Genomic DNA, 25,712 nt, shown 5'->3' with positions numbered 1-25,712 from the left:
ATTGTTTTATAGGGCGATAGAAAATTTACCATTTATTAAAAAGGGTGATATGAAAATGAAGATGGTTCAGCAATTACAATGCCCATTCTCTGGTATAGTCCAGAAAATTAATATCAGCATTAATGATTACATCTATGATTGGGAAACGCTTTTCTATGTTAGAAAAGAAGATGGAAAAATAGAGGGATTTCAACAAAGCTCAGGAGGGAAGGTAATCGATTTTTGTGTAAATGAAGGGGATCAAATCACCAAAAATATGATCATTGGTTCTATCGAGCTGGATAACTCCCCTCAGGCTAGTGATTAGGGGTTATATTCTCTGATGACTTAATGTTTAAATCATTTTATTGTAAGGGGAAATTGATATGATAAAGGATTTATTTATAGGACTATCTAAAAACCAGCTTCTTAATCAGGCTGCCAAAAAATATGGACTTAGACTTGGAGCACAGAGTGTTGTTGCTGGAACAAATTTGGAAGAAACAATGAAAAGCATTAAAGAGTTAAATTCTCTTGGGATTTCCTGTACAGTCGATAATTTAGGCGAATTTGTTTTTGAAAGATCAGAAGCGATAAAGGCAAAGGAGCAAATTCTAAAAGCCATTGATATGATTAATACCAATCAATTAGATGCTCATATTTCGCTAAAGGCTACTCAGCTAGGTCTAGATATCGATTATGATTTTTGTTTAAATAACTTGAAAGAAATTGTGGAAAAAGCTAGTAATTATCACATGTTTATCAATATTGATATGGAAGATCAAAGTCATTTGCAGCCTTCATTTGATATACTTGACGAGCTATCAAAGGAATTTGATAATGTTGGAACAGTTATCCAAGCTTATTTTTATCGTGCAGAAGAGGACCTCCAAAAATATAAAAATTTCCGCCTTAGAATTGTTAAAGGAGCCTATAAAGAGTCTGGGGAACATGCTTTTCAAGAGAAGCAAGAAATTGACGCCAATTTTATCAAACTTATTAAGTGGCATTTATTAAATGGTAAATTTACTTCCATAGCAACACATGACCATCGTGTCATCAATCAAATCAAATCCTTTGTTAAGGAACATAAGATACCGAAAGAGAAATTTGAATTTCAGATGCTCTACGGATTTAGAAAAGAGCTTCAATTTGGATTAGCTAAAGAAGGCTATAATTTCTGCACCTATGTTCCATTCGGTGAAGATTGGTATGGTTATTTCATGAGGCGGTTAGCTGAAAGACCCCAAAATTTAAAACTTGTTGCTAGTCAGGTTTTAAACAAGAAGACCAACACGGTTATCGGTTTAACAGCTGGAGCATTTTTATTAGGCCGAGTTATTGGTTTAAATAAGTACAATAAGATATCCTCAGTTAAAGAACAAAAGTAAGTTTGGAAATCCTTTTTTATTTTTAATTGAAGGAATGGACATTGAGAGAAACACTATACAAAAGTAAAGTGTTTCTTTTTTTATGTATTCAAGGAGCCTATTCGAAAAAGAAAGGACAGATAATTAAACATTCCTCTGCCGTGTCATTGCAAGGAGAAACATCTTGCAAGCCAGCTTTTTTATTAAAGATAAATAGTAAGCATGCGTCTTTTAGGACTTTCCCCATTGCTTGTGGGAATACACCTTTTCAATAAATTAAAAATTGATTTCCCCCCTTTAAAGGTAAAATTAATCCTCTTTAATTTTAATTCCATAAAGAAGTTACAATTTTATTGTAAAACCATATTTTTTTTATTTTTTTATTTGAACAAATAATATAGAAAATTTTAAAATTATATTTATTTCTGATAATTGTTATGCTATATTCATAATAATTACAGTTACACAGTAAATATTTGTTGTATTATGTAATTCAACTCTATCTTGTTACAGTAGACCTACAATTTATTAGGAGTTGTGTTTATATGGAAGATATTTATAAGAAAATCAAAGCTTTAAGGACGCAAAACAACCTTACTTTAAAGGAATTAAGTGAAGAAACTGGCTTATCGCTTAGCTTTTTATCACAGATTGAAAGGGGAGCCTCATCCCTTTCTATTACCTCACTAAAGAAAATAGCTGATGCCCTAGGGGTATCGATGATTTTCTTTTTTGAGGATGAAAAGTACAAACAGTTGTATTTTTTAAGAAAACAGGAACAGAAGTTTTTCAAAGTGAATGGCGGGCAGCAAAAATACGCCCGTTTATCAGGCACTTTTCCCGATCGAAAGCTTGAACCGATGATGGTTATTCTTCCTCCTTACCTGAAAGAGGAGCAAAAACACAGTCACTTAGGCGAGGAATTTTATTACATCTTAAAAGGTGACGTGATCTTTCATTTAAACGATGAGAGCTACCGCATGACAACCGGAGATACCATTCATTTTCCTTCTGAAATTGTACACGAATGGGAAAATCCTACTTCGGAAGAAACATTCATTCTAAGCGTGACAACACCAATCATTTTCTAATTAAAGGAGTGTAAAAGAAATGAGAGTAGCAACAGATATCGGTGGTACTTTTACAGATTTAGTATACGTTGACGATCAAGGCTACGTTGGGATTGCAAAAAGCAATACTACCCCGCCAAATTTCGAAAAAGGAGTCCTTGACGTTATTGATAAAGCTGGCGTAAAAACTGAACAGCTGTCCATGTTTATTCACGGTACGACGGTTATCATTAACACCCTGACAGAGCGTAAGGGCGCAAAAATGGGTCTCATTACCACAAAAGGATTCCGGGATATTTTAGAGATTGCAAGAGGAAACAGACCGGATTTATTCAATGTCCGCTATAAAAAGCCGGTGCCGTTTGTCGAGCGTCATCTGCGACTTGAAGTGGACGAGCGCCTCAATTACAAAGGTGAAGTTCTTTCTACTCTAAAAAGGGAAGAAATCGAAGCATGCGTCAATTACTTTAAAAAAGAGGGTGTGGAAGCGATTGCCGTTTCCTATTTGCACTCTTATGTAAATTCATCACATGAACAAGAGACAGTAAAAATCATCAAAGAGCTTTGGCCAGAAGTATTCGTTACCGCATCAAACGAGATTACAAAAGAATGGCGCGAGTACGAGAGAACAAATACAGCTGTTCTAAACGCCTATGTGCAGCCAACTGCGACAACTTACATTGATAAATTGGACAAGGAATTAAGAGCGCAAATCGAAATCGACCAGCGCTATATCATGCAATCCAATGGCGGAACTACCAAGTTCAACAATGCAAAAGAAGCGCCAATTAACATGGTTGAATCCGGACCGGTTGCCGGGATTTTCGGAGCTGCTGTTCTTGGCGAACTAATCGGGGAAAAGAATATTATTGCCTTTGATATTGGTGGTACAACAGCTAAATGTTCGCTCATTGAAGATGGAGAAGTGAAGGTTTCCACTGACTACTATATTGAAAAAGACAGCCGCCATGCAGGATACCCAATTAAAGCGCCTGTTGTTGATATCGTTGAAATTGGAAACGGGGGCGGATCTATCGCTTGGATCGACAATGCAGGTTCATTGAAAGTTGGACCTCAGTCAGCCGGGGCTTATCCAGGACCAGTTGCCTACGGATTAGGCGGCACAGAGCCGACAACCACTGATGCCAACCTATTAACAGGCCGTCTATCTCCCAAAAACTTTGACTATGAAGTAGACATGAACAATGTCAAAGATGCGATTCAGAAGAAAATTGGGGACCATTTCGGCATTACAGCTGAAGAAGCAGCACTTGGCATCATCCGAATTGCTAACTCGAACATGCTTAATGCGTTGAAATTGATTTCCATCCGTAAAGGGCACAATCCGCAAGACTTCACACTGCTTGCATTTGGCGGGGGCGGATCGATGCATGCGCCAGCACTTGCTCTTGAGCTAGGTGTGAAGAAAGTCGTTGTGCCGATTGCTTCACCGGTATTCTCTGCTTGGGGAATGCTTATGACGGATCTTCGTCATGACTACATCAAGACATACATCAAACGCTTGAATGAGCTGACTCTTGTTGAAATGGATGATCAATGGGAAGAAATCGAGAAACATGCCCTTGCTCATTACGAAGATGAGGGAATGACAGCTGATCAGGTGGAATTCCATCGCTTTGCAGATATGCGCTACCTCGGACAAGAGCACACTGTTAAAGTGCCAGTACCGAATGGCAAGTGGAAAGAAGAAGATAAGCACTCAATCATTGCGAAGTTCCATGAACTTCATGAAAAGAACTATACATTCAAGCTAGAAGATTCACCGACTGAAATCGTGAATCTTCACGTAACCGCTTTTGGCAAAGTGCCAAAACCTGCAATCGGAAAAGTGACACGCACAGGTTCCGTTGAGGGAGCGAAGAAAGAGGACCGTAATGTCTACTATGAAAAACAAGGATGGGTCAATACACCAGTCTATGACCGTGAAGTGCTTCCGCCGAATGAAGTCGTTCACGGACCAGCCATTGTGGAAGAAAAGGCTGCGGTTACAGTGATCTACCAAGGACAGCAATTACATCTAGACGACTTCGGAAACATCATTATCGAAATGGGGGAGAAGTAATATGACAACGAATGTCAAAGTGGATCCATTTACATTGGAAATCGTTAAAGACTCTCTTTTAGCTGCAGGGGACGAAATGTTCGTCGCTCTAGCTCGTACATCCATGAGCCCCATCGTTTATGAAGTGCTCGATTATGCCAGCGGGTTGACGGATTCCGAAGGAAACCTTCTTACTCAAGGCAATGGTGTAACCGGATTCATCGGAATGCTTACCTTCATGGTAAAGGAAACCTTGAAGAAATACCCTGGCGAAAAGCTACAGCCTGGTGACGTCATCATCATCAACGATCCATACAACGGCGGGGGCTCCCACCTTTCTGATGTCGGTCTTGTTATGCCGATCTTCTATGAAGGAGAGCTAATCGCATTCTCTGCCAACAAAGCGCACTGGACAGAAGTTGGCGGCAAGGACCCCGGTTCATTTACCAATGATGCGGTTGATATCTTCCAGGAAGGACTTCAATTTAATTGCATCAAGCTTTACGAAGCAGACCGCCTAAACGAAGGCATCGTTGAAATCATTCGTTCCAATGTCCGCTTCCCAGATCTTTCACTAGGGGATATGTGGGCACAAGTGGCGGCGTTACGCACAGGTGACCGCCGATTAAAAGAGCTCTGTGGTAAACATGGGAAAGATACCATAATAGCAGCTGTTAATTACCTGTTAGATCATGGCGAAACGATTTCCCGCCAAGAAATTCAAAAGCTACCAAAAGGCGTTTTTGAAGCAGAGGATTTCATTGATACAGACGGTGTTGGTAATGGGCCGTTCCCAATTAAAGTAAAAGTAACCATTACAGACGATGAGTTCATTTGCGATTTCCGCGGAAGCTCACCGCAGGTACCAGGACCGATGAATTGTTCCTATACGGGGCTAATGTCAGCGGTACGGGTAATCTTCTTAGCAATCACCAACCCCGAGCAGGACGTCAATGATGGTGTATTCAGACCACTTAAGGTCATTGTGGATAAAAAATCCATTATGTCAGCAGAAAGACCAGTTCCTGTTTCCAACTATTTTGAAACTCTGCTAGGCAGCCTGGATCTTGTATGGAAAGCACTAGCGCCGCAACTGCCAAACCGCCTAACAGCAGGACATCATTTGTCTGTATGTTCTTTTACTTTAACTGGAAACCACCAAGATACAGATGAGCCATTCCTGATTGTTGAACCATCAGTAGGAGGCTGGGGCGGAGGTATGAGACAAGATGGTGCTTCCGGTCAATTCTGTATCGCTGATGGTGAAACCTATAACATTCCTGTTGAAGTAGCTGAAACACGCTACGGTGTGTTAATCGATGAATACAGCCTTCGCCAGGATGGCAATGGAGCCGGTGCAGGTGAGTATGTTGGTGGTAAAGGAGTCATCCGTGCTTACCGCGCATTGAGCGATGGTCAGGCGGCAACTATTACTTATGGCCGGAATAAATTCTACCCATGGGGTATGGAAAAAGGCCATGAAGGATCACCAAATGAGTTTTACATTCATAAAGCCAATGGTGAAGTCGATGGTCCATACGGGGTTTACCCTCGGTACAAGCTTCAGAAGAATGATGTGGTCCGCCTGATGACAGGAACAGGCGGCGGCTATGGAAGCCCACTTAATCGTCCAGCTGCTCAAGTGGCTAAGGATGTAAAGAATGGATATTTCACAGCTGAAGAGGCAAAAGAGCACTTCTTGGTAGAAGTAGATCCAGAGACTTTCGAATATAAAGAACTGCCAGGCAGACAGGCATAATTGGGAGGCAATCGAAATGAAAATTACAGAACCAAAAGTAACCGATGAAATCGTCCAAACTCTTTTTAAAGACCAGTTCCAAGGTGCTGAAGTGAAATTCGGCTTTGTCTCCATCCCAGCTGGAGCACGTCTTCCATTAGAAGGAACGACTACCCATGAAGAACATGAATATTCTTATATTCTCAAAGGCTCTTTATCTGGTGAAAGCGGAGAGAAGCCATACCAAATCAATGAGGGGGAAGCATCGTATATTCCTGCAGGAGAAAAGCATTGGTGTGTCAATGAAGGCGACAGCGCGGTTGAATTGGTCTATGCATTAGTTAAAAGCTAATCAGGTATTTAAACTATTGAATCAGAATATATAATATACCCTTTTAAGGGTGAGGCGTTATACATGTAAATCAATTTATTTGTAAGATTTGGATACATTCTTTCATTGAATGTGGAAGGTACACTCTATTTAACACACGCACCGTGTTCTTTTTTATCTAAATCTAGCGTGTATACGCCTCTAGATTTTCTAAAGGATTCTCCAGATTACAGTGAAAGTTAAGAGGAGGGATAAAAAATGATAATTAAAAACCGAATTTTTCAAGCTCAAATAAAATTACAAGAATTAAATATACAAGCAGTAGTGGTAACCTCTCCATCGAATTTCTACTACTTTAGCGGAACATGGCTTGATTCTCATGAAAGATTACAAGCAATCATTATTCCTCAAAACGGAAAACCAGTCATAATTGTACATGAAATGTCAAAGGAAGAAATCCTAATAACTGAACCTTTTGAAATTGAGTTTTGGAAAGATGGTGACAATGCTATTGAATTGCTAGCTAAAAAGCTGTATCCCTTTGCTGCTGTATCTATTGATGATTCTTGGCCTAGTGGAAAACTATTGGAGTTGATGGAATACAAGAAAAATGTATCTTTCACCACGGGAGCAGGCATCATACAATCTTTAAGATTGTATAAAGATGAAGAAGAAATTGATCTCCTAAGGGAATCCGGAAAAATAGCCGATGAAGTTATTGAACAAATAATTGAATATATTTGTCCAGGTATGACCGAAAAAGAAGTCGGAGATGAAATTAAACGGTTATTTGCTCTAAAAGGGGTAGATAAGCTGTCATTCAACCCAATTGTTGGTACAGGTAAAAATGGAGCTATTCCTCATCATCAAACTGATAAGACAATTATAAGGTCGGGGGATATGGTGGTTATTGATATGGGAGGGGTTAAAAATCATTACTGTTCCGATATCACCCGAACAATTGTAGTGGAAACAGAACCAACTGAAGAAATGAAAAAAGTTTATGAAGTGGTTAAAAAAGCACAAGATGAGGCAGTAAAAGCTATTAGACCAGGAATTGCATTAAAGGAAATTGATAAAATTGCTAGAGATATTATTAGCAATGCTGGTTATGGAATAAACTTTACTCACCGAACGGGTCATGGTATAGGGATTGATGTTCATGAGGAACCTTACGTCACCTTTAATAACAGTCAAATTTTAGAACCTGGGATGGTCATTAGTGTGGAGCCTGGAATTTATTTAAGTGATAAATTTGGCGTTAGAATCGAAGATATTGTTTTAGTTACATCAGAGGGGCATGAGAGTATAAATAATTTTTCGAGAGATCTTATTGTCACTAAAAGCTCAAAAATTGAAATGGACAAGGGATATTAAGATAGCAAAAAATAATCTGTTAGCTACTTCAAGGGATAACCCTCTTTGTAAGGATACAATATGTTTAGGAGGAAAGATATTGAAAAAGAAGATTTTGTTTATTAATCCACTCCACACTGAAGTTTTTGATGAGGATTATACCCAACAATTAAATCGATACAAAAGTCCAGAAACAATTGTGGATCTTGTTTCTTTTAAATCAGGACAAGGACCTATTCATCTGGAATACAACTGCTATGAAGCTATGGTTATTCCCGAATTATTGAGGACAGTTAAAAAGGCAGAGGAGGATGGTTATGATGCAGTGATTATTGGTTGTTTCTATGACCCTGCAATTAGAGCTTGTCGCGAGGTAGCCGAAAAAATGGTTATTACTGCACCGGCAGAGGCAGCATTACACATAGCTACGACCTTAGGGGAAAATTTTTCAGTTATTGTAGGGAGACAAAAGTGGATTCCAGAGATGAAAGAAAACGTTCATAAATACGGATTTATACACAAACTTGCCTCCTTTAAATCTATTGATTTAGGAGTCCATGACTTTCAGAAAGACCACGAAGAGACAAAAAATAGAATCAGAGAATCTGCCATTGAAGCAATTGAGAAAGATGGGGCTGATGTAATCGTATTAGGTTGTACAGCGGAGTTTGGCTTTTTTGATTCTTTACAAGATGAATTAGGTGTTCCTGTTATTGATGCTACTCTTTCACCACTTAAATATGCTGAGTTTTTAGTGGAGGTAAAGCAAAAATTTTCTTGGACTCATAGCAAGAAAGTTGGGTATCAGTCACCTCCCAAGGATGAAGTTGAGGAATTTCAACTATTTTAAACATGTAAGTTGAATTAATAGGAAGGAGTGAGCAATTTGAGCAAGAAAATTTTATGGATTAATCCGGTCACAACTGAATTATATAATCAAACATTTAAGGAAGAATACGAGAAGGTAAAACAATCTGATACGATTGTGGATGTTGTCTCATTAAAACCAGCGCCTGGACCAATTCATCTAGAATACAATTGTTATGAAGGAATGATAATGCCAGAATTGCTAGAGACCATTTATAAGGCAGAAAAGGATGGCTATGATGCAGCGATTATTGGTTGTTTTTATGATCCGCTAATTAGAGCAGCTAGGGAAATTTCTAAAAAAATGGTAATAACAGCTCCAGCAGAAGCCAGTTTAAATCTTGCTTCTACACTTGGAGAAAGTATTTCTATTATTGTAGGTAGAGATAAGTGGATTCCAGAGATGAAAGAGAATGTTCATAAATACGGTTGTATAAATAAGCTCGCCTCCTTTAAATCTGTCAATTTAGGAGTAACAGATTTTCAAAAGGATCATGCTGAAACAGAAAAAAGGATTAAACAAGCTGCAAGAGAAGCAATGGAAATTGACGGGGCGGATGTAATCATCTTGGGGTGCACAATGGAATTTGGTTTCTTTAATGTAATTCAAAGAGAACTAGAAATTCCTATTATTGACGCAAGTTTAGCCCCATTTAAATATGCAGAATATCTTGTAGAAATGAAGCAAAAATTTAATTGGAGCCATAGTAAGAGAATTGGATATCAATCTCCTCCAGATAAGGAGATACATGAATGGGGCCTTTTTAAACAAAAAGCAAGCTTATAAAAAAATTAACATATTAACCCCAGTACATGGTTATATTATCAAAACATTTTATTGATAATTCACACTACTGTACAATTCCCCAAAGTAAAGAGGATTAAACTATTCATTCCCAAGGAGGAGTATTATGGCGGAGCAATCGTTGATGATTAATAATTCAGGGGAAAAGGTTCAGGTGGGCTCATATTTTAATGATATGCCCTTTACAAAGAGACATGCTTTTATTGGACTTGCGATATTCTTCGCTTTTATCGTTGAAGCTTGGGAATTAATGGTCATCATTTTTGTTAGTGGTTCAATTGCTTCCGAGTTTAACTTATCGACTGTTCAAGTGGGTTCACTAATTGGTTCAATTTATTTAGGGATGATACCGGGAGCTTATATTTTTGGGATCATCGCCGATAAAATAGGTCGGAAAAAAACAATGGTTTATAGTTTAATAGGTTTTTCTATCTTTTCATTGATTAGTGTTTTTTCCATTAACTTTAGCATGCTTTATACTTCAAGGCTGTTAGCTGGTGTAGCAATTTCTGGAGTACTTGTTTGTATTTTTCCGTACTTTGGTGAATTATTGCCGGTAAAGCAGCGTGGAAAAGCAAGTGGTTACTTATCTTCGGGCTGGCCTTTTGGTGTTCTAATTGCGGTAGGGATAACTGCACTCTCAACTGAAATAGGTGGATTATTAGCAAGTTGGAGATCTGTTCTCTTTATAAGTTCAATGGCTGGGTTATGGGCCCTTGTGCTAATGAAACTACCTGAATCTCCATATTGGCTAGTATCAAAAGGAAGACAAAAGGAAGCAAAACAGATTATTAATTATCTGAGCGATGGAAAGGTAAAAGTAGATGAAAATGTCCAGCTAGAAATTTTAAAAGTCAAACAAGGAAGTTATCTTGAGATTTTTAAAGGCAAGATTTTAAAACTTACAACATTGCAAACAATTATTAACTTTACTCTTGCCTTTGGCTATTGGGGTTTGTATACATGGATTCCTACATTATTAATGGAAAAAGGACTATCAATGTCAGAAAGCTTAGGTTTTATTGCTTTAACCTCCATTATGCAAATTCCAGGTTATGTATTAGCTTCACATTTGACAGCTAAATTTGGAAGGAAAAAGATACTATTTCTTTTTGTAACCGGCGCAGCTATAAGCGGTTTCTTATTTGCTTTTTCGTCTAACATGGTTGAATTATACCTTTTTAACTTCCTTCTATCATTCTTCAATCAGGGAGCTTGGGCAGTATGGAATACTTGGTTCGGGGAAATCTATCCGACGAATATTCGGGGAACTGGATATAGCTTTGGTGCAGCTTCACAACGTTGGGCTAATACTTTTGCCCCTTCTATTATAGGTCTTGTAATTGGTTTGGGCTGGACATTTGTAGCAACTGTTTCTTTTATAGAAGTATTTGTGGTTGTTACTATGATTACGTTACTCTTCTTACCAGAGACGGAAGGGAAAATTTTGGATTAGCTGAATAATTATATAAAATTTACTGAATATTCAATATGTAATTCATAAAATGGTTAGTAGACCTCACGAGATAACTTTATGAGACGAAAGGGGACCATAATGGAAAAGAAAATTTTGTATATAAATCCGTTGCATACAGATGTATTTGATATACCGTATCGGGATTTGCTTAATTCAGCAAAAGATCCTGGTACTGTTGTTGATGTTATTTCTTTCAAAGGTGTTGGACCTACACACCTTCAATACAATACCTATAATGCTATGATTATGCCAGAATTAATTAATCAGGTGCAAAAAGCAGAAGCTAGCGGGTACGATGCAGCAGTCATTGGCTGTTTCTATGATCCGGGCCTAAGGGCCTGCAGAGAGGTGGCAGAAAGGATGGCCATTATTGGGCCATCTGAAGCTTCTCTTCATCTTGCTGCCACCCTAGGAGAAAACTTTTCAATAATTGTGAGCGAAAGAAAATGTATTCCGGAAATGAAGGAAAATGTCCATAAATACGGGTTTATAGAAAAACTTGCATCGTTTGAGTCAGTAGAAATAAAGGTACATGATTTCCAGAAAGATCATGAAGAAACTAAAAGGAGAATTCGTGCGGCTGCCCTTAATGCCATACAAAATAAGGGATCAGATGTAATTGTGCTGGGTTGTACTGCAGAGTTTGGTTTTTATGAAGAATTACAAGAGGAATTAAGGGTACCGGTTATTGATCCAGGCTTAGCCTCTTTTAAGTATGCAGAGTATCTTGTAGAATTAAAGAAAAGATTTAACTGGACACATAGTAAATTAATTGGATATCAATCTCCGGCTGCAGAAGAAATGAATAAGTGGGGAGTATTCTCTTAGTGAAAAGTGATTTTCGTAAGAACGATATAAGAAATAAGGATAAAACTTAAAGGTACTGTTTTGTGGTAAAAACGGGCTTAATATTAGTGAAAGTTTTAATCACCTGTCTCCTCTTAAATCGATAAAGGAGACAGGTGATTTAGTTTATTCCTCTAAAGTCAAATAGGGGTACCGTCAGGAAAATGCGGATTTACAACGCTAAGCCCATTTTCAAGACGATTCCCCCAGTTTTAACAACGTTAAGAAAGTTTCAATGGTCTTAAAGAATCTAACGAGACCATTTTCTCCGAATTAAAATGGTATTCTCCAAGTAAATTAATATGTTCCCAACCTAGAGGTGACATATGGTGCAATAATTCTTCATTAAAACTACCTGACCGTTTTTGATATTCAACTGCCTTTGTTAGATGTAAAGTATTCCAGATACTGATGGCATTGATAATTATGTTTAAGGCACTGGCCCTTTGCAATTGATGCTGTATGGTTCGTTCCCTAAGCTCGCCTTGTTTTCCGAAGAAAATAGCTCTTGCCAGTCCATTCATGGCTTCTCCTTTATTCAATCCTTTTTGTATTTTTCTTCTTAATGATTCATCCGAAATATAATTCAAAATAAAGATCGTTTTTTCTATTCGGCCCATCTCACGTAAGGCTGTAGCCAAGCTGTTTTGTCTTGAATAAGAACCTAATTTCCCCATAATAAGGGATGCTGAAACTGTTCCTTCCCTTATAGAATGAGCTAATCGCAAAACATCCTCATAATTCTCTTTAATGACCTTTGTATTTATTTGTCCACGTAAAATGACTTCTAATTTTGGATACTCACTTGCCTTATCTATTGTAAATAATTTTGAGTCTGATAAATCTCGTATTCTTGGAGCAAATTTAAATCCTAATAAATGGGTCAGTCCGAATATTTGGTCTGTGTAACCAGCTGTGTCTGTATAATGCTCTACTATATTTAGATCCGTCTCATGGTGTAACAAACCATCCAAAACATGAATCGCATCCCTTGAATTAGTATGAATAATCTTTGTGTAATAAGAAGAAAATTGATCACTTGTAAAACGATAGATGGTGGCTCCTTTTCCAGTTCCATAATGTGGGTTTGCATCTGCATGTAGCGATGAAACGCCTATCTGCATTCTCATACCATCGGACGAGGATGTTGTACCGTCTCCCCAATAGGAGGACAATTGCAATTTGTGATGAAAATTTACTAATACGGCTTGGGCTTTATTCATTGCATCTTCATACATGCGCCATTGTGATACATTGGCCAATTGCTTATATGTAAGTCCGGGTGTTGCTTCAGCCATTTTGCTTAAACCAATATTCATTCCCATTCCTAAAAGAGCAGCCATAATAATAATTGTTTCTTCTTTATCCGGTTTTCGATTATTGGAAGCATGAATAAATTGCTCATGAAATCCTGTTATATAAGCAATATCCATCAGTAAATCGGTTAATTTTATTCTTGGTAGCATCTGATACAGGCTTGCACTAAATTTTTTTGCTTCTTCTGGAACATCTTTTTCTAAGCGTGCAATTGACAGCTTTCCTTTTTCAAGAGAAACCCCGTCTAACTTGTTGGAATTGGTAGCTAACCACTTTAACCTTTTGTTAAGGCTGCTGGTTCTCTCCGTCATATAATCCTCGAATGATAAACTAACTGATAATCTTGTATTCTCCTTCGTTTGATTCCATGTATCTTCTGAAAACAAATATTCTTCAAAGTCTCTATATTGTCTGCTGCCAACAATGGAAACATCTCCTGCCCTAACATGCTCCCGAAGTTCTGTTAAAACAGCCATTTCATAGTAATGACGATTGATTGTTGTACCATCATCCTCGTATAAATGCTTTTTCCAACGTTTTGAAATAAAATCCACAGGTGAGTCATCAGGCACTTTTCGCTTTCCGGATTCGTTTATTCCACGGATAATCTCAACAGCTTGTAAAAGTGGCTCATTTGCTTTTGTAGAATGAAATTCCAATACCCTTAATAGCGTTGGCGTATATTTTCTAAGTGAATAAAATCGTTTTTGCAGTAAGTCTATATAATCAAAGTCGGCAGGGCGTGCAAGCTCCTGAGCTTCTTCGACCGAAGAGACAAAAGAATTCCATTCGATAACGGATTCTAAAACCTCAAAAACGTCTAATTTTTCCTTTTTTGCTTTGATTAAAGCTTGTCCGATGTTCGTAAAGTGTATAACTTTCTCATTCAGCTTTTTACCGTTTTGTTTCTGAATTTCCTCTTGAGCCTTACGGCCTTTTGATAACAGACTAAGTATTTGTCTATCATGAATTTCAAAAGCTTTATCCGTTAACTCTTGAGTAAGATGTAATAAATAGACGGTTAATATCGAATATCGCTTATTTTCTTGAAAGTCACGGAATGCATATGGCTCATATCTTGAGCCTAAGCGAGATAGTTGTAACAGGCGATTGCGATGCAAATGACTAATTTGTACCGTTTCTAATTCCATTCCTCGTATGTATTCGAGTCGTTCTATTACTTTTAGAAATGTTTCGGGTGAAGGATGACCCGGTGGTTCCTTTAACCAACCCAATATCGTTTTATTGGATTCGGATGGATGCTGCGAAGTAATGATCTCTTCAAGCTTTCCTTTTTGTTCATTTGTAAGAGATTGACTAACAGTATTAAACAGTTTCTTTTCAGCCATTGTCCTTGCCTCCCACACCATTCTTTCAAGTGTAGTAATAGCAGGCAGTATGATTTTGTTTTTTCTTAGAAAATCTATACATTCATGTAGTAGATGTATGGCATCGCCATTTTCAAAAGCTAATTGATGAAGATGCTTAAGTGCTATTCGATATTCTCTTAGAGTAAAAGTTACAAAGTCGTATTCACTTCGAAGTTCTTTCAAATGATCCCAAAGTGTATTTTCTCTTTGAGGATAAAGACTAATCGAAGATGGAGTGGCACCGATTTGTTTCGATATATAATGTATGACTGATTCCGGGATGCTTTTGATATGAGTGTATGGCCAACCGGGATACCGAAGAACAGCTAATTGAACAGCAAACCCTAAACGGTTTTCTTCTCTCCTTCGCTTATTAACTATTTCTAAATCCCGTTTGGAAAAAGTGAAGTAGGTCCCCAATATCCATTCATCTTCAGGGATTTGCATAAAATCCTGCCTCTGTTCCAGTGTAAGCAATTCTCTACCTCTCGCAATTTTCATTCAGTATCATCCCATTTCCATAATTATTCAGTTAATTAGTTCAATTATATATCAATAGAGTGTACTCTATTGATACAAGTACAGTAGACTGATAAAATCATAGTTAAGAGTGTCTCATAAGACTTGTCTCAAAAATGAGGTGATATTTTGCGAAAAATCGGCTATATACGTGTCAGTTCGACTAGCCAAAATCCTTCAAGGCAATTTCAGCAATTAAACGAAATAGAAATGGATATTATTTTTGAAGAAAAGGTTTCTGGAGCAACAAATGATCGCGAGCAACTTCAAAAAATGTTAGAGGATTTACACGAAGGTGACATAGTTTATGTTACAGATCTAACTCGGATCACTCGAAGTACGAAGGATTTATTTGAATTGATTGATATAATACGAAGTAAAAAGGCTAGCTTAAAATCAATCAAGGATTCATGGCTAGATTTATCGGAGGATAATCCATACAGCCAATTCTTAATTACAGTAATGGCTGGTGTTAACCAATTAGAACGAGATCTTATCCGTATGCGTCAACGTGAAGGAATCGATCTGGCTAAAAAAGAAGGCAAGTTTAAAGGACGGTTAAAGAAATATCATAAAAATCACGCAGGAATGAATTATGCAGTAAAGCTATATAAAGAAGGAGGGATGACTGTAAATCAAATTTGTGAAATTACAAATGTGTCTAGGGCTTCTTTATATAGAAAGCTGTCGGAAGGGAAACATTAATCGTTCCTTATTCCATTAAAGGGCCATTATATGTAGTATGATTTTCCACCGTATTCAACGTAAGTAAAGATAAGAAAAATGCCATATTCGTATCTTTGTAGAAGCATTATATTTAGTAAGTAATTATAGTTTTCAACGTAAACAACGATAGGACTTTACTTGGAGAGGTGGGTATGATAGGCTCGTTTGCCTGTTGAAACCTTAGCTTCAGCCTGTCAAGACAAATCGTACCCACAGAGGCTCCAAGTCAAGTCCTTAAACGCCTATTCTATGGATACATATAAACAATGATAAAGGGTGCACCATATCAATGTTTTGTTGTTGATACTATATATAAGCGCCCGATTGTTGAGGATTTAATTTAGTATTAATAGCGGGGAACCGTACCATAAGTAAATGAGGTTCTTCTTCGTTAATATTCTTGAACGTAATATACTTGAAATACTAAGATAGTAGAGTATTTTTCTCTACTATCTTTACTAATCAACAGCACCTGTTCGTTTTATTTCAACCTTAATAGTTGATTTTAACTTTAAACTTGAATACTTTTCCCGCAAATCTTTATCACTTAAATTGGAATATTTTCTGATGCTTTTTATTTTTCTTCCAATGCCAATTGGATCAGTATTTAATTTTCTTAACTCCTCAAGAAAATCCCCCAATTCTTTGCTTAGTTCTTCCCCAAGCAGTTGCTCCAATTTTTTTATAGATTTCTTATTGTTAAGAGTAATTGCAGGCTGTACTTCTATAGTTGAAACCGAAATGGTTGCGTTTAGCTTAACTTCATCTTCTTTAGATAATTCAATACTTCCGCGGTGCTTTATTGGGCGAATTGTAATATAAAATTTATCTCCTTTTGGCTTTTCGACTAGTTGTATTCCCTTTTTTTCTAAAACCTCTAGAGGAATGTTTAATGTTATATCTCCCAAAGAAGCCCTGCGATTGGTGAATAATTTTATGAACAAGGTTTTTGTCAAAGAAATAGAACCGACCATTTTATCATCCTTTAATAATGCCACCTTTTCAATATAGGGTGCTGCACCATTCTTATTCGATATAATAGGTAAGGTAGGATCGATGCCAATTTCATATAGAGTGGAGGAAAAATCATGCAGGTTGGAGTTTATTAACAATTCCTTCCTTTCTTGCTTATCCAATAATTGATAAATATATGACCCCATCTCAGGGTATTCTTCATAGTTATTATTTTTAATGACTTCTTCAGTATTGTTTGTAATGGCCAAAAATATTAATGATCCAATGCTGCTGTCTCGTTGCATTGTATCTAAAAAAGATGAAATTCCTATCATTTCACTTATATTTTTATCAAATAGTATTGTCCTCAATTGTCCAGATGTAATGTCGTGGCTTGTTTGTTGTTCTAACCTTTGTCTTATTTGTTTGCTTGTAGTACCGACGGCAGAAATGGTTTCACTTGTTTTTTCTTCTTTACGGTCGAATTGCAACAAGCTAATAGAGCCTTTATATGTATCTTTATCAAGTAAATCATAACCAATAATAGTTGAAATCCCTTGCCTTTCTAATATTTTTTCAGGGGGCACGCATGCAGTACAGAGAAGACAACAAAATAGAATAAGCCATTTTTTCATCGTTTCAACTCCGTTAAGATTGTGAAAAAATTTTAGATTTAATGATTGAAATGAAATATAACAAGATCGGATAGATAAACCATAGGTAAAAGCCGACATGACCAACTTGATCAAAAAAAAGGTTATTGTCGACTCTTTTGGTGACAAAAAAACTCGTGATAAAAATGATTATTGAGATTACCCATATACCATGTTTTTGTTTTAAATGAAATATTTGTTTTACTCCTTTTGAAGAAATGAACAGGTATAAACATAAATTTGGAAAAATAACCAATATCCATAATGGAACGGCAATAAATTCAAACCGTTCAAGAAATGGAAAATGGACCGCGCTTATCATACTGACCACAGGCCAAATATGTATTTCTAATTCCTTTGGACTAAAAAATAATATCGAAATAACAGTTGTTATAAATACAATAAGTGTAGTAAACCAGATTGCTAATTGACTGAAAAAAAGCAGCTTTTTTTTCTCCTTTATAAATGGAAAAATAAAAAATAAAGTTTCAAAACCTAACATTGTAAAACTGGTTTTAAATACTCCCTTCATTAATTGTGTTGGGGTAGCAGACATGACGGGTAAAATTCTAGTGAAGTTTATCGATTCAAGTGGTTGATAAATAACAAATAACAGCCATATAGTCATTAAGAAGGATAAGAAACATGTCCCTGCAATTACTCTGAATCCGCCAGATACGGCATAAATGGTTACTAATAATAGCGCTAAAACACCTACCCATTCATCAACTCCCTCATATCCCCATGTCAGGGACAATTCAACATAAGCGATGATGATAGAGTAAAGTGCTGCAATAAAGTAAATAACCATAAAGGTATTGATGATACTGCCTATAAAGCGACCAAATAAATTCTCGTGTATTTCATAAAGATTACAGTTTTCATATTTAGCAAGGATGCTTATTATCATCCAAATGATAACACTAATGAATAGTCCAGAGAGTAGAACGCTGATCCAGGCATCTTGCTTAGCTTCAAGAAAAACAATTCTAGGGACGCCAAGTATGCCCATTTCGATTTGTGAAGTGTGAATGATAAAGAAAGCAATATAGGCGTTTACAAAACTAATATTTGATTTCATTATCCACCTCAAAATTCATCTAAATCGTTTTCTGTTTTTTTAAATTTCCATCCTATCCGGAATACGTTTAATGGACGATTGACAACAGGACGTTTCCTATAATAATGGTGTGGAAGCCGTATGAGAAAGTATTTTAAATCCTTTATTCTAAACGGGTATAGAGGTGCAAGATAAGGTCTATTTAAGGATGTCAACTTTAACAAGTGGACAACTAGTACACAGACACCGATCATAATCCCATTAAACCCCCAAACACCTGCTAGAATAATGAAAGGAAATCTGGCAATTCTTATAGCAGTCCCCATTTCATAAATTGGAGCTGAAAAAGCCCCCAATGCACTAAATGCCACGATAATAATTAAAATATTGCTGGTTAATCCCGCCTCAACAGTTGCCTGGCCAATAACAATCCCTCCAACAATCCCCATTGTTTGACCTACTTTTGATGGAAGACGTGCCCCTGCCTCTCTAAGTAATTCAATTAGTAACTCCATTAATATTGCTTCTAGTAAAGGGGGAAAAGGAACTTGTGAACGTGATTGCCCAATGATAATTAACAATTTAGATGGTATAAGTTCATAGTGATAGGTAAGGATTGCAACATAGAATGCTGTAAAGAGCAGTGATCCAGCCATAGCAAAAAAACGTATAAATCTTATAAAAGTACTCAAAGACCAGCGTAAATAAATATCCTCTGTTGATTCAAAAAACGAAAAAAAATTAGCAGGCCCAATAATAGCCACTGGGCTTCGATCTAAAAGGATGCCAACCCGTCCATTTAAAATAGAATAGAGAAATCGATCGGGCAGTTCTGTCATGATAAACTGAGGAAAAAACGAATAATGATTATCTTCAAGACACTGTGCCAAAACTGAACTGTCACTTATATTATCAGCCGTAATATTTTCAAGCTTCTGCTTAAGTGTTTTTAGTATGTCTTCATCCGTTAAATCTTTAATGTAAATAATTCTTAATTTCTTTTTAACAAGTTCTCCTATTTCCAATTCATCCGTACACAAATTAGAATTATTTAGATTTTGTCTGATAATTTTTATATTAGAAGACAATGATTCTGTAAACGAAATTTTAGGGCCGTATACCAAAGATTCAGTTTCTGCTTTCTCGATGGATCTTTCAACTGGATTAGCACAATTTACTAAAAGGGCTTTATTTTCTTTTAATAAGTAAATATAAACGAATCCATTTAAAAGTGAAGAAATAATTTCTTGTTCCTTAAAGTCAATCTTTACCTCGTCAATAGGGATATTCTTCATTAAATAAGAATAGTTTATATCTTTTTTTGGCAGCTGTTGAATGAATTTAATAACATATTCATTAACTGTTTCAGCCTTAATTAAATTTTTCATAAAGACGATTTCCAGACAATCTCCAGCGACCTCAATTGTCCTGCAAAGTAAATCTGGTGATTGGTTGAGGATATATTTAATTTTTTTATAATTTGGGCAGTTATTGTTATTTGGTGTGTTTGACATTTGAAAAAATCCTTAATAATTTTTACTTATTATTTGAAAAGAAAACCATTTTATTCATGGCTTTATAAAAAAACAAGTCCACAAAGTAGTTTATGGACTTGTTTTGAATTGAATTGTAAAGATAAAAGATGTAATAAACTGTGTGGAAACAGGATAAGTTGCTGCGTAATCAAAGAGGGTGATAAATCCTCATTTAGATACAACACGGAGAACCGTATCATAAGGTAAATGAGGTTTTTTTGAGAGCTTAAAATATTGGAAAGGATAATGGGGAAATTTGTTTCCATATTGAATAATTCAATATTCCACAATCGGGCCATTATATATAGTATCAACAACAAAACATTGATATGGTGCACCCTTTATCATTGTTTATATGTATCCATAGAATAGGCGTTTAAGGACTTGACTTGGAGCCTCTGTGGGTACGATTTGTCTTGACAGGCTGAAGCTAAGGTTTCAACAGGCAAACGAGCCTATCATACCCACCTCTCCAAGTAAAGTCCTATCGTTGTTTACGTTGAAAACTATAATTACTTACTAAATATAATGCTTCTACAAAGATACGAATATGGCATTTTTCTTATCTTTACTTACGTTGAATACGGTGGAAAATCATACTACATATAAGGGCGCTTTTCCAGAGCAACAAGAAAGCCAAATTTCTTAATATTGAGAAATTTGGCTTTTTATTTTGGAATTTCCTTAACGTTGTAAATCCGCATTTTCCTGACGCTACCCCATAAACCATTTTTTAAACATTTCTGGATTAATGTCAGTGCAAACCTTTACATTACTTGGTTTACCAAGGTACCCTTTTAAATCTACCACCGTACAGCCTGCCGTTAATTCCCCTGCTGTTTCAACATCAACAAAAGTCTCAACAACCGTAAACATTTCTGGCTGTAATAAGTAGGCAATGGCGGTGCTGTCATACATTTTAAGACCTGTTTTCATGCTGCCGCCGCGGTAATTATTGAACAGGTGATAAATCATGTTCCCTGTCTTGTTCATTACCTTTAATTGTTGGCTATCCTCTGGATAAACGAGCGCTTTCAAACCACAGTCCAAACCAACCATCACCATCGGCACACCACTTTGGAAAACAATCTTTGCAGCTTCCGGATCAGCGTAGACGTTGAATTCAGCCATTACTCCTGCATTACCACGAGCAGTAGAGCCACCCATCATAACGATTTCAGCAATATGTTCCTTCACTTCAGGATACATCTTTAATAACAACGCAATATTGGTTAATGGAGCAATTGGCACAAGGGTTACGGGCTCCACACTCGACATAATCACGTTATACATGGCGTTTACAGCGTTTTCTTTTAATAGAAGGTCATAGGATGGCTCTTCAAAGTCATAACCAGCCATTCCGCTTTCGCCATGGATATCGCTTGCATCAATTGGTGCTTTAATCAGCGGACGATCAGCGCCCATTGCAACAGGGACATCTTTATTAAAAAACTTTAGTAATTTTAGAGCGTTATAGGTTACCTTTCGAAGACTAACATTACCGGCCACCGTTGTAATTAATCGGAGGTCCAATTCTTCACTAAATAAAGCCGCGGCAATCGCTACTGCATCATCAATTCCAGGATCTGTGTCAATAATAATTGGTCTTTTTACCATTGTATTTCCCTCCATGCTATTAATATGTTTTATTTATCACAGGGGAGATTGGAAGGTTACCCTTTCATCCCCTTAATGAATACTTCAACTTCCTCACCTGTCGGCATACCTGTTTGTGCCCCGAGTTTCGTTGTTGACAAGGCTGCTACAGCATTCCCATAACGGCAGGCTTCCGAAACGGAGATACCTCTACTTAAGGCAACCGCAAATCCACCGTTAAATGAATCACCTGCTCCTGTTGTATCTACTACTTTTACCGAATAAGCAGGAATGGAGACTTCTTGATCTCCCTGGTAAAAGGCTACACCTTGACTTCCCTTCGTTAAAATAACCTTTTCCTTCAGTTCTTTTTCGTCCAGCCCTTTTTGTAAAAGCGCATATTCATGTTCATTAGGTGTTAAAAAGTCCACTTTCTCTATCAGTTCAGCTGGAAGTTCGCAAATCGGGGCTGGATTTAAAATCACCTTTACATGATGTTCTTTTGCAATTTCCAAAGCCTTTTGTACCCCATCCAATGGAATTTCAAGCTGGAGAATGAGGACATCGCTATCAGCTATCACATCCCGTTTCGATTCAACAAACGCAGCATTCACATGATGGTTTGCTCCAGGTACGATAATGATATTATTATCGCCTTGATATACGATAATTGTCGCAGTCCCTGTGGAATCTGTAACCGGTTCCACATTGGTTACATCAATCCCTTCCTTCTGCATGTTTTGCTTTAGTACAGGTCCGAAGCTATCATTGCCGACACAGCCGATCATTCGTACATCCGCTCCAAGTCTTGCTGCTGCAACAGCCTGGTTAGCCCCTTTTCCGCCCGGGTTCATTTTAAATTGCTTGCCAATAAGTGTTTCCCCCATTTTGGGGAGCTGATCCGTGATTGTCACGATATCCATATTGATGCTCCCCACAATGGTTATTTTTGGTTTAGGGTTCATACCCTTAGCCTCCTCTTGCCAAATCATGATGATTCTCTTTCAACCAATTGAACATCCAACCGATAAAAGGTTTCCGCAATTGGTTTTTCTTCTATAAATTCAATTAGCATGGCTGCCGCTTTTTCACCCATTGTATAAATAGGCTGTTCAATCGTTGTCAGTTCAGGTATTGTTGCCTTTGATAAGCTAATTCCATCAAAACCAATAATTGCAATATCTTCAGGTGTTCTTTTTCCGAGCTTATGAACTGCTTTGATTGCACCAATTGCCATCGTATCATTTGCCGCAAAAATGCCATCAATTTCTGGATGCCGCTGCAGGAGTTCGATTGTTGCCTCAATGGCGGCATCCATTTCAAAGTGACCGTTTACAATATAGCTTTCATTAAACCACTGCTCATTTCCTACAACCTCTTGATACCCTTCACAACGTTCGTTTGCGTTGACGATATGAACAGGACCCCTGATATGAGCGATACGTTTACGGCCTTTTTGTTGTAAAAATTGTGTAGCAAGTTTTGCACCTTTTTTATTTTCTACTACAATAGTTGGAATATCCTTACTAATTTCACGGTCAATACTAACAACAGGTATGTGAAGTGCTTTTATTTGCTCATCGCTTAAAGTATCGGAGGATAAAATAATTCCATCCACATATTTCTGCATCAGTACATCCATGTAATGCTGTTCCTTTTGGATTTTGCCATCGGAATTGCAAAGGATGACAGTATAACCAAGTTTCGCAGCCGTATCTTCAACCGCCCGTGCTAACTCTGGAAAGTATGGGTTGGTAATGTCCGGAACAATTAAGCCTATTGTTTTAGACTGTTTCTTAAACAAGCTCCGTGCCACTTCATTTGGCTTGTAATTCAATTCATCGATTGCTTGTTCCACCTTTTTCCTCGTGTCTTCACTGACATATCCTTTGGCATTTAATACTCTGGATACTGTTGCAACAGACACACCCGCATGGCTGGCCACATCTTTTATTGAAACCACTAGTTTTCACTCCATTTTTCAAATAGGTAACCGGTTACAGTTAGCTTACCGCTATACCATTTAGGAGTCAATAATGACGAGAATTTCTGTTTGTTTAAAAATTAAATAGGTAACCGGTTACACACACTATAAAAAAAGAGTGTGTGTAAATTTCTGTTTATTTTAAAAGCTAACCTGTTATCGATAGGTAACCGGTTACACACATAGTGTAACCCCATTTCACTTTGGTGTCAACAAGGAATTTATTGGGGTCTCGTCATCTCAGTCAAAAGTCGTAGAAAAGTTCAAGCTTTTCGACGAAGATGGAATTTTTAAAAATCGATATGCTTAAGACATCAAGACAACTAAAGGAGAGATAATATGTTGAAAAATAAAGTTGTGATGATTACAGGTGCATCTAAAGGTTTGGGAAGAGCATTAACATTAGCTTTTGCAAAGGCCGGAGCTAAACTCGCCATTTGTGCAAGATCCGAGGAAAACCTGCTAAGAGTGAAAGAAGAGGCGGTTCAGCTTGGCGCCGAAGTGCTGGCGGTCACCGCTGATGTCTCTTTGCCAAGAGATGTGGAGCGATTTGTTGCGATGACGGAAGAAGCCTATGGTCATATTGATGTTCTAATAAATAATGCCTCCATTTTAGGACCAAGTCCGATGCCGCTGCTCCTTGATTACTCTGAAGAGGACTTTGCAGAGGTACTGCGGGTAAATGCAGTGTCCCCCTTCCTCGTGACAAGAAGAGTGATTCCAGGAATGCTTGAACGAGATCAAGGTTCGATTATCAACGTGACATCTGAAGCCGGCCATGTTGGCTATGCTGGCTGGGGTGCTTACGGAATCTCCAAATTTGCCGTTGAAGGGCTTACGCAAACATGGGCAGATGAACTTAGTGAAACCAATGTACGGGTAAACATGGTGGACCCTGGTGAAATGGATACCGATATGCACCGCTTGGCCGTTCCTGATTGCGATTACCAGTTAGCTAAACCGGAAGAAGTTGTCGATATCTTTTTATATCTGGCATCCGATCAATCATCGGAAATAAACGGGAAGCGGTTTTCCGCTCAGTCAGAGGAGGAATGAAGAATGGCTGCTGTTAAAGCATTGGATTTTTATCTTCCTGATAATTTGAATGCTTCACACCCGCCTGAAAAGCGGGGTATTAGAAGAGATCATGTCCGCATGATGGTTCTTGACCGGCGTTCAGGTGCTGTCCGCCATGATCACTTTTACCACCTAAATCATTATCTAGAACCTGGAGATTTAGTGATTTTAAACAACAGCCGTACAATTCCGGCTGTTTTACAAGCGGAATGGTTACGGGATCCTGCGCTAATAGCACCAAAAATAGAAGTACGATTAGCCAGACGTCGCCTTGACGAAACATGGGAAGCACTCATTGTCGCCGCTCCTGTCAAAATCAAGGACCGATTGACTTTTTCAACTGGTTTGTCAGCAACAGTAGTAAGCGAAATACAAAATTCGCCGCTTAAAGTGATTCAGTTTTCCAAAAAAGGCCCCGATCTTTTCAATAGTATCTATGAACTTGGTGAACCGGTCCGTTATGAATATATTCAACATCCATGGTCCTTAGATTATTATCAAACCGTTTTTGCAAGTCATCCCGGTTCCGTGGAGATGCCCTCTGCCGGCAGAGCGTTTAGCTGGGAGCTGCTGTTTAAATTAAAGCAGCAAGGAATTGGTGTTGATTTTATCCAGCTGCATACCGGGTTAAGCTATCTGCTTGATGACAAGTGGCACCAGAAACCAGAAGAGAATGTGGAGGAATACCATATTCCAGACCAAACAATGGAGCGTATTCTTAAAACAAAAGCTGCCGGCAAAAAAGTGATTGCAGTTGGCACGACCGTTGTCAGGACGCTTGAGACAGCGGCAAGAAATGGGGTATTGTCGGGTATGACGAATCTATATGTCCATAGGGATTTCCCTTTAAAAATTGCAGATGGAATTCTCACTGGCTTTCACGAGCCACGGGCAAGCCACCTTGATATGCTATCTTCCTTTATTACCGAACACCACTTACTGCATGCCTATGAACAAGCAATTGAAGCAGGCTATTTATGGCATGAATTTGGGGATATGAATTTAATTATCTAATAGGAG

Annotated in this window: 21 protein-coding genes; 14 read left to right on the top strand and 7 right to left on the bottom strand. The window is 37.7% G+C overall.

The window, feature by feature from the left end:
* Nucleotides 1–55 precede the first annotated feature (55 nt).
* The 11 genes from A6749_RS13420 to A6749_RS13370 all read left to right on the top strand — a co-directional run bounded on the left by A6749_RS13420 (nucleotide 56) and on the right by A6749_RS13370 (nucleotide 11,883).
* Nucleotides 56–307 carry a biotin/lipoyl attachment domain-containing protein gene (locus tag A6749_RS13420; protein WP_066390242.1) on the top strand — a complete coding sequence of 84 codons (252 nt, stop codon included), beginning with the start codon at nucleotides 56–58 and terminating at the stop codon, nucleotides 305–307.
* A gap of 58 nt (nucleotides 308–365) precedes the next feature.
* The gene (locus A6749_RS13415) at nucleotides 366–1,370 is read left to right on the top strand and encodes a proline dehydrogenase family protein (protein WP_066390241.1); all 1,005 of its coding nucleotides are present in this window, start codon (nucleotides 366–368) and stop codon (nucleotides 1,368–1,370) included.
* 524 nt (nucleotides 1,371–1,894) lie between these two features.
* Nucleotides 1,895–2,440, top strand: a complete 546-nt coding sequence (locus A6749_RS13410; RefSeq protein ID WP_066390239.1) for a helix-turn-helix domain-containing protein — start codon at nucleotides 1,895–1,897, stop codon at nucleotides 2,438–2,440.
* Nucleotides 2,441–2,459: 19 nt separating this feature from the next.
* Nucleotides 2,460–4,502 carry a hydantoinase/oxoprolinase family protein gene (locus A6749_RS13405; RefSeq protein WP_066390236.1) on the top strand — a complete coding sequence of 681 codons (2,043 nt, stop codon included), beginning with the start codon at nucleotides 2,460–2,462 and terminating at the stop codon, nucleotides 4,500–4,502.
* A gap of 1 nt (nucleotide 4,503) precedes the next feature.
* On the top strand, nucleotides 4,504–6,240 hold the full coding sequence (locus A6749_RS13400) for a hydantoinase B/oxoprolinase family protein (RefSeq protein ID WP_066390233.1): 1,737 nt from the start codon (nucleotides 4,504–4,506) through the stop codon (nucleotides 6,238–6,240).
* Nucleotides 6,241–6,256: 16 nt separating this feature from the next.
* Nucleotides 6,257–6,571 (top strand): cupin domain-containing protein, encoded by a 315-nt coding sequence (locus tag A6749_RS13395; RefSeq protein WP_066390230.1) that lies wholly within the window; start codon nucleotides 6,257–6,259, stop codon nucleotides 6,569–6,571.
* A gap of 237 nt (nucleotides 6,572–6,808) precedes the next feature.
* A complete protein-coding gene (locus tag A6749_RS13390; protein ID WP_066390229.1) occupies nucleotides 6,809–7,927 on the top strand; it encodes a M24 family metallopeptidase in 1,119 nt (372 codons plus the stop codon).
* A gap of 79 nt (nucleotides 7,928–8,006) precedes the next feature.
* Nucleotides 8,007–8,756, top strand: coding sequence for an aspartate/glutamate racemase family protein (locus tag A6749_RS13385; RefSeq protein ID WP_066390228.1), 750 nt, complete (start codon nucleotides 8,007–8,009; stop codon nucleotides 8,754–8,756).
* Between the two features lie 36 nt (nucleotides 8,757–8,792).
* Complete coding sequence (locus tag A6749_RS13380; protein WP_066390225.1) at nucleotides 8,793–9,560, top strand: aspartate/glutamate racemase family protein; 768 nt, start codon at nucleotides 8,793–8,795, stop codon at nucleotides 9,558–9,560.
* Nucleotides 9,561–9,684: 124 nt separating this feature from the next.
* Nucleotides 9,685–11,034 carry an MFS transporter gene (locus tag A6749_RS13375; protein WP_066390223.1) on the top strand — a complete coding sequence of 450 codons (1,350 nt, stop codon included), beginning with the start codon at nucleotides 9,685–9,687 and terminating at the stop codon, nucleotides 11,032–11,034.
* Between the two features lie 99 nt (nucleotides 11,035–11,133).
* Entirely contained in the window at nucleotides 11,134–11,883 is a 750-nt protein-coding gene (locus A6749_RS13370) for an aspartate/glutamate racemase family protein (protein WP_066390219.1), read from the top strand.
* 239 nt (nucleotides 11,884–12,122) lie between these two features.
* Here the strand turns inward: A6749_RS13370 and A6749_RS13365 are convergent, their stop codons facing one another.
* Nucleotides 12,123–15,089, bottom strand: coding sequence for a Tn3 family transposase (locus A6749_RS13365; RefSeq protein WP_066390218.1), 2,967 nt, complete (start codon nucleotides 15,087–15,089; stop codon nucleotides 12,123–12,125).
* 147 nt (nucleotides 15,090–15,236) lie between these two features.
* Between A6749_RS13365 and A6749_RS13360 the strand changes: the two genes are divergently transcribed.
* Nucleotides 15,237–15,812 (top strand): recombinase family protein, encoded by a 576-nt coding sequence (locus A6749_RS13360; protein WP_058005465.1) that lies wholly within the window; start codon nucleotides 15,237–15,239, stop codon nucleotides 15,810–15,812.
* Nucleotides 15,813–16,291: 479 nt separating this feature from the next.
* On the opposite strand, the gene A6749_RS13355 is transcribed toward A6749_RS13360, so the two are convergent.
* The 6 genes from A6749_RS13355 to A6749_RS13330 form a co-directional block, all read right to left on the bottom strand.
* The gene (locus A6749_RS13355) at nucleotides 16,292–17,422 is read right to left on the bottom strand and encodes a Ger(x)C family spore germination protein (protein ID WP_066390217.1); all 1,131 of its coding nucleotides are present in this window, start codon (nucleotides 17,420–17,422) and stop codon (nucleotides 16,292–16,294) included.
* Nucleotides 17,423–17,435: 13 nt separating this feature from the next.
* Nucleotides 17,436–18,521 carry a GerAB/ArcD/ProY family transporter gene (locus tag A6749_RS13350; protein WP_066390214.1) on the bottom strand — a complete coding sequence of 362 codons (1,086 nt, stop codon included), beginning with the start codon at nucleotides 18,519–18,521 and terminating at the stop codon, nucleotides 17,436–17,438.
* Between the two features lie 8 nt (nucleotides 18,522–18,529).
* A complete protein-coding gene (locus A6749_RS13345) occupies nucleotides 18,530–20,014 on the bottom strand; it encodes a spore germination protein (protein ID WP_066390213.1) in 1,485 nt (494 codons plus the stop codon).
* 735 nt (nucleotides 20,015–20,749) lie between these two features.
* Nucleotides 20,750–21,652 carry a ribonucleoside hydrolase RihC gene (rihC, locus tag A6749_RS13340; protein WP_066390212.1) on the bottom strand — a complete coding sequence of 301 codons (903 nt, stop codon included), beginning with the start codon at nucleotides 21,650–21,652 and terminating at the stop codon, nucleotides 20,750–20,752.
* Between the two features lie 56 nt (nucleotides 21,653–21,708).
* Complete coding sequence (gene rbsK / locus A6749_RS13335; protein ID WP_066390208.1) at nucleotides 21,709–22,596, bottom strand: ribokinase; 888 nt, start codon at nucleotides 22,594–22,596, stop codon at nucleotides 21,709–21,711.
* 23 nt (nucleotides 22,597–22,619) lie between these two features.
* Nucleotides 22,620–23,594 carry a LacI family DNA-binding transcriptional regulator gene (locus A6749_RS13330; protein ID WP_066390207.1) on the bottom strand — a complete coding sequence of 325 codons (975 nt, stop codon included), beginning with the start codon at nucleotides 23,592–23,594 and terminating at the stop codon, nucleotides 22,620–22,622.
* A gap of 360 nt (nucleotides 23,595–23,954) precedes the next feature.
* Between A6749_RS13330 and A6749_RS13325 the strand changes: the two genes are divergently transcribed.
* Together A6749_RS13325 and A6749_RS13320 are read left to right on the top strand one after the other, a co-directional pair.
* Nucleotides 23,955–24,671, top strand: a complete 717-nt coding sequence (locus tag A6749_RS13325) for an SDR family NAD(P)-dependent oxidoreductase (RefSeq protein WP_066390206.1) — start codon at nucleotides 23,955–23,957, stop codon at nucleotides 24,669–24,671.
* A 3-nt stretch (nucleotides 24,672–24,674) separates the two neighbouring features.
* Nucleotides 24,675–25,706: an S-adenosylmethionine:tRNA ribosyltransferase-isomerase gene (locus A6749_RS13320; protein ID WP_066390205.1), complete on the top strand. Its 1,032-nt coding sequence runs from the start codon at nucleotides 24,675–24,677 to the stop codon at nucleotides 25,704–25,706.
* Nucleotides 25,707–25,712: the final 6 nt, after the last annotated feature.

Source organism: Neobacillus mesonae (genome assembly GCF_001636315.1).
In the GTDB taxonomy this organism is placed as follows: domain Bacteria; phylum Bacillota; class Bacilli; order Bacillales; family Cytobacillaceae; genus Neobacillus; species Neobacillus mesonae.
Note: the sequence above shows the minus strand (reverse complement) of the source record. Positions and strands in the feature narration are given on the sequence as shown.

Excerpts from the sequence above, each read along its gene's own strand:
- A6749_RS13400 (WP_066390233.1), top strand. The coding sequence starts at position 4,504 with ATGACAACGAATGTCAAAGTGGATCCATTTACATTGGAAATCGTTAAA.
- A6749_RS13320 (WP_066390205.1), top strand. The coding sequence starts at position 24,675 with ATGGCTGCTGTTAAAGCATTGGATTTTTATCTTCCTGATAATTTGAAT.
- rihC (WP_066390212.1), bottom strand. The coding sequence starts at position 21,652 with ATGGTAAAAAGACCAATTATTATTGACACAGATCCTGGAATTGATGAT.
- A6749_RS13325 (WP_066390206.1), top strand. The coding sequence starts at position 23,955 with ATGTTGAAAAATAAAGTTGTGATGATTACAGGTGCATCTAAAGGTTTG.
- A6749_RS13390 (WP_066390229.1), top strand. The coding sequence starts at position 6,809 with ATGATAATTAAAAACCGAATTTTTCAAGCTCAAATAAAATTACAAGAA.
- A6749_RS13410 (WP_066390239.1), top strand. The coding sequence starts at position 1,895 with ATGGAAGATATTTATAAGAAAATCAAAGCTTTAAGGACGCAAAACAAC.
- A6749_RS13420 (WP_066390242.1), top strand. The coding sequence starts at position 56 with ATGAAGATGGTTCAGCAATTACAATGCCCATTCTCTGGTATAGTCCAG.
- A6749_RS13395 (WP_066390230.1), top strand. The coding sequence starts at position 6,257 with ATGAAAATTACAGAACCAAAAGTAACCGATGAAATCGTCCAAACTCTT.
- A6749_RS13355 (WP_066390217.1), bottom strand. The coding sequence starts at position 17,422 with ATGAAAAAATGGCTTATTCTATTTTGTTGTCTTCTCTGTACTGCATGC.
- A6749_RS13405 (WP_066390236.1), top strand. The coding sequence starts at position 2,460 with ATGAGAGTAGCAACAGATATCGGTGGTACTTTTACAGATTTAGTATAC.
- A6749_RS13375 (WP_066390223.1), top strand. The coding sequence starts at position 9,685 with ATGGCGGAGCAATCGTTGATGATTAATAATTCAGGGGAAAAGGTTCAG.
- A6749_RS13370 (WP_066390219.1), top strand. The coding sequence starts at position 11,134 with ATGGAAAAGAAAATTTTGTATATAAATCCGTTGCATACAGATGTATTT.
- A6749_RS13415 (WP_066390241.1), top strand. The coding sequence starts at position 366 with ATGATAAAGGATTTATTTATAGGACTATCTAAAAACCAGCTTCTTAAT.
- rbsK (WP_066390208.1), bottom strand. The coding sequence starts at position 22,596 with ATGAACCCTAAACCAAAAATAACCATTGTGGGGAGCATCAATATGGAT.
- A6749_RS13350 (WP_066390214.1), bottom strand. The coding sequence starts at position 18,521 with ATGAAATCAAATATTAGTTTTGTAAACGCCTATATTGCTTTCTTTATC.
- A6749_RS13345 (WP_066390213.1), bottom strand. The coding sequence starts at position 20,014 with ATGTCAAACACACCAAATAACAATAACTGCCCAAATTATAAAAAAATT.
- A6749_RS13365 (WP_066390218.1), bottom strand. The coding sequence starts at position 15,089 with ATGAAAATTGCGAGAGGTAGAGAATTGCTTACACTGGAACAGAGGCAG.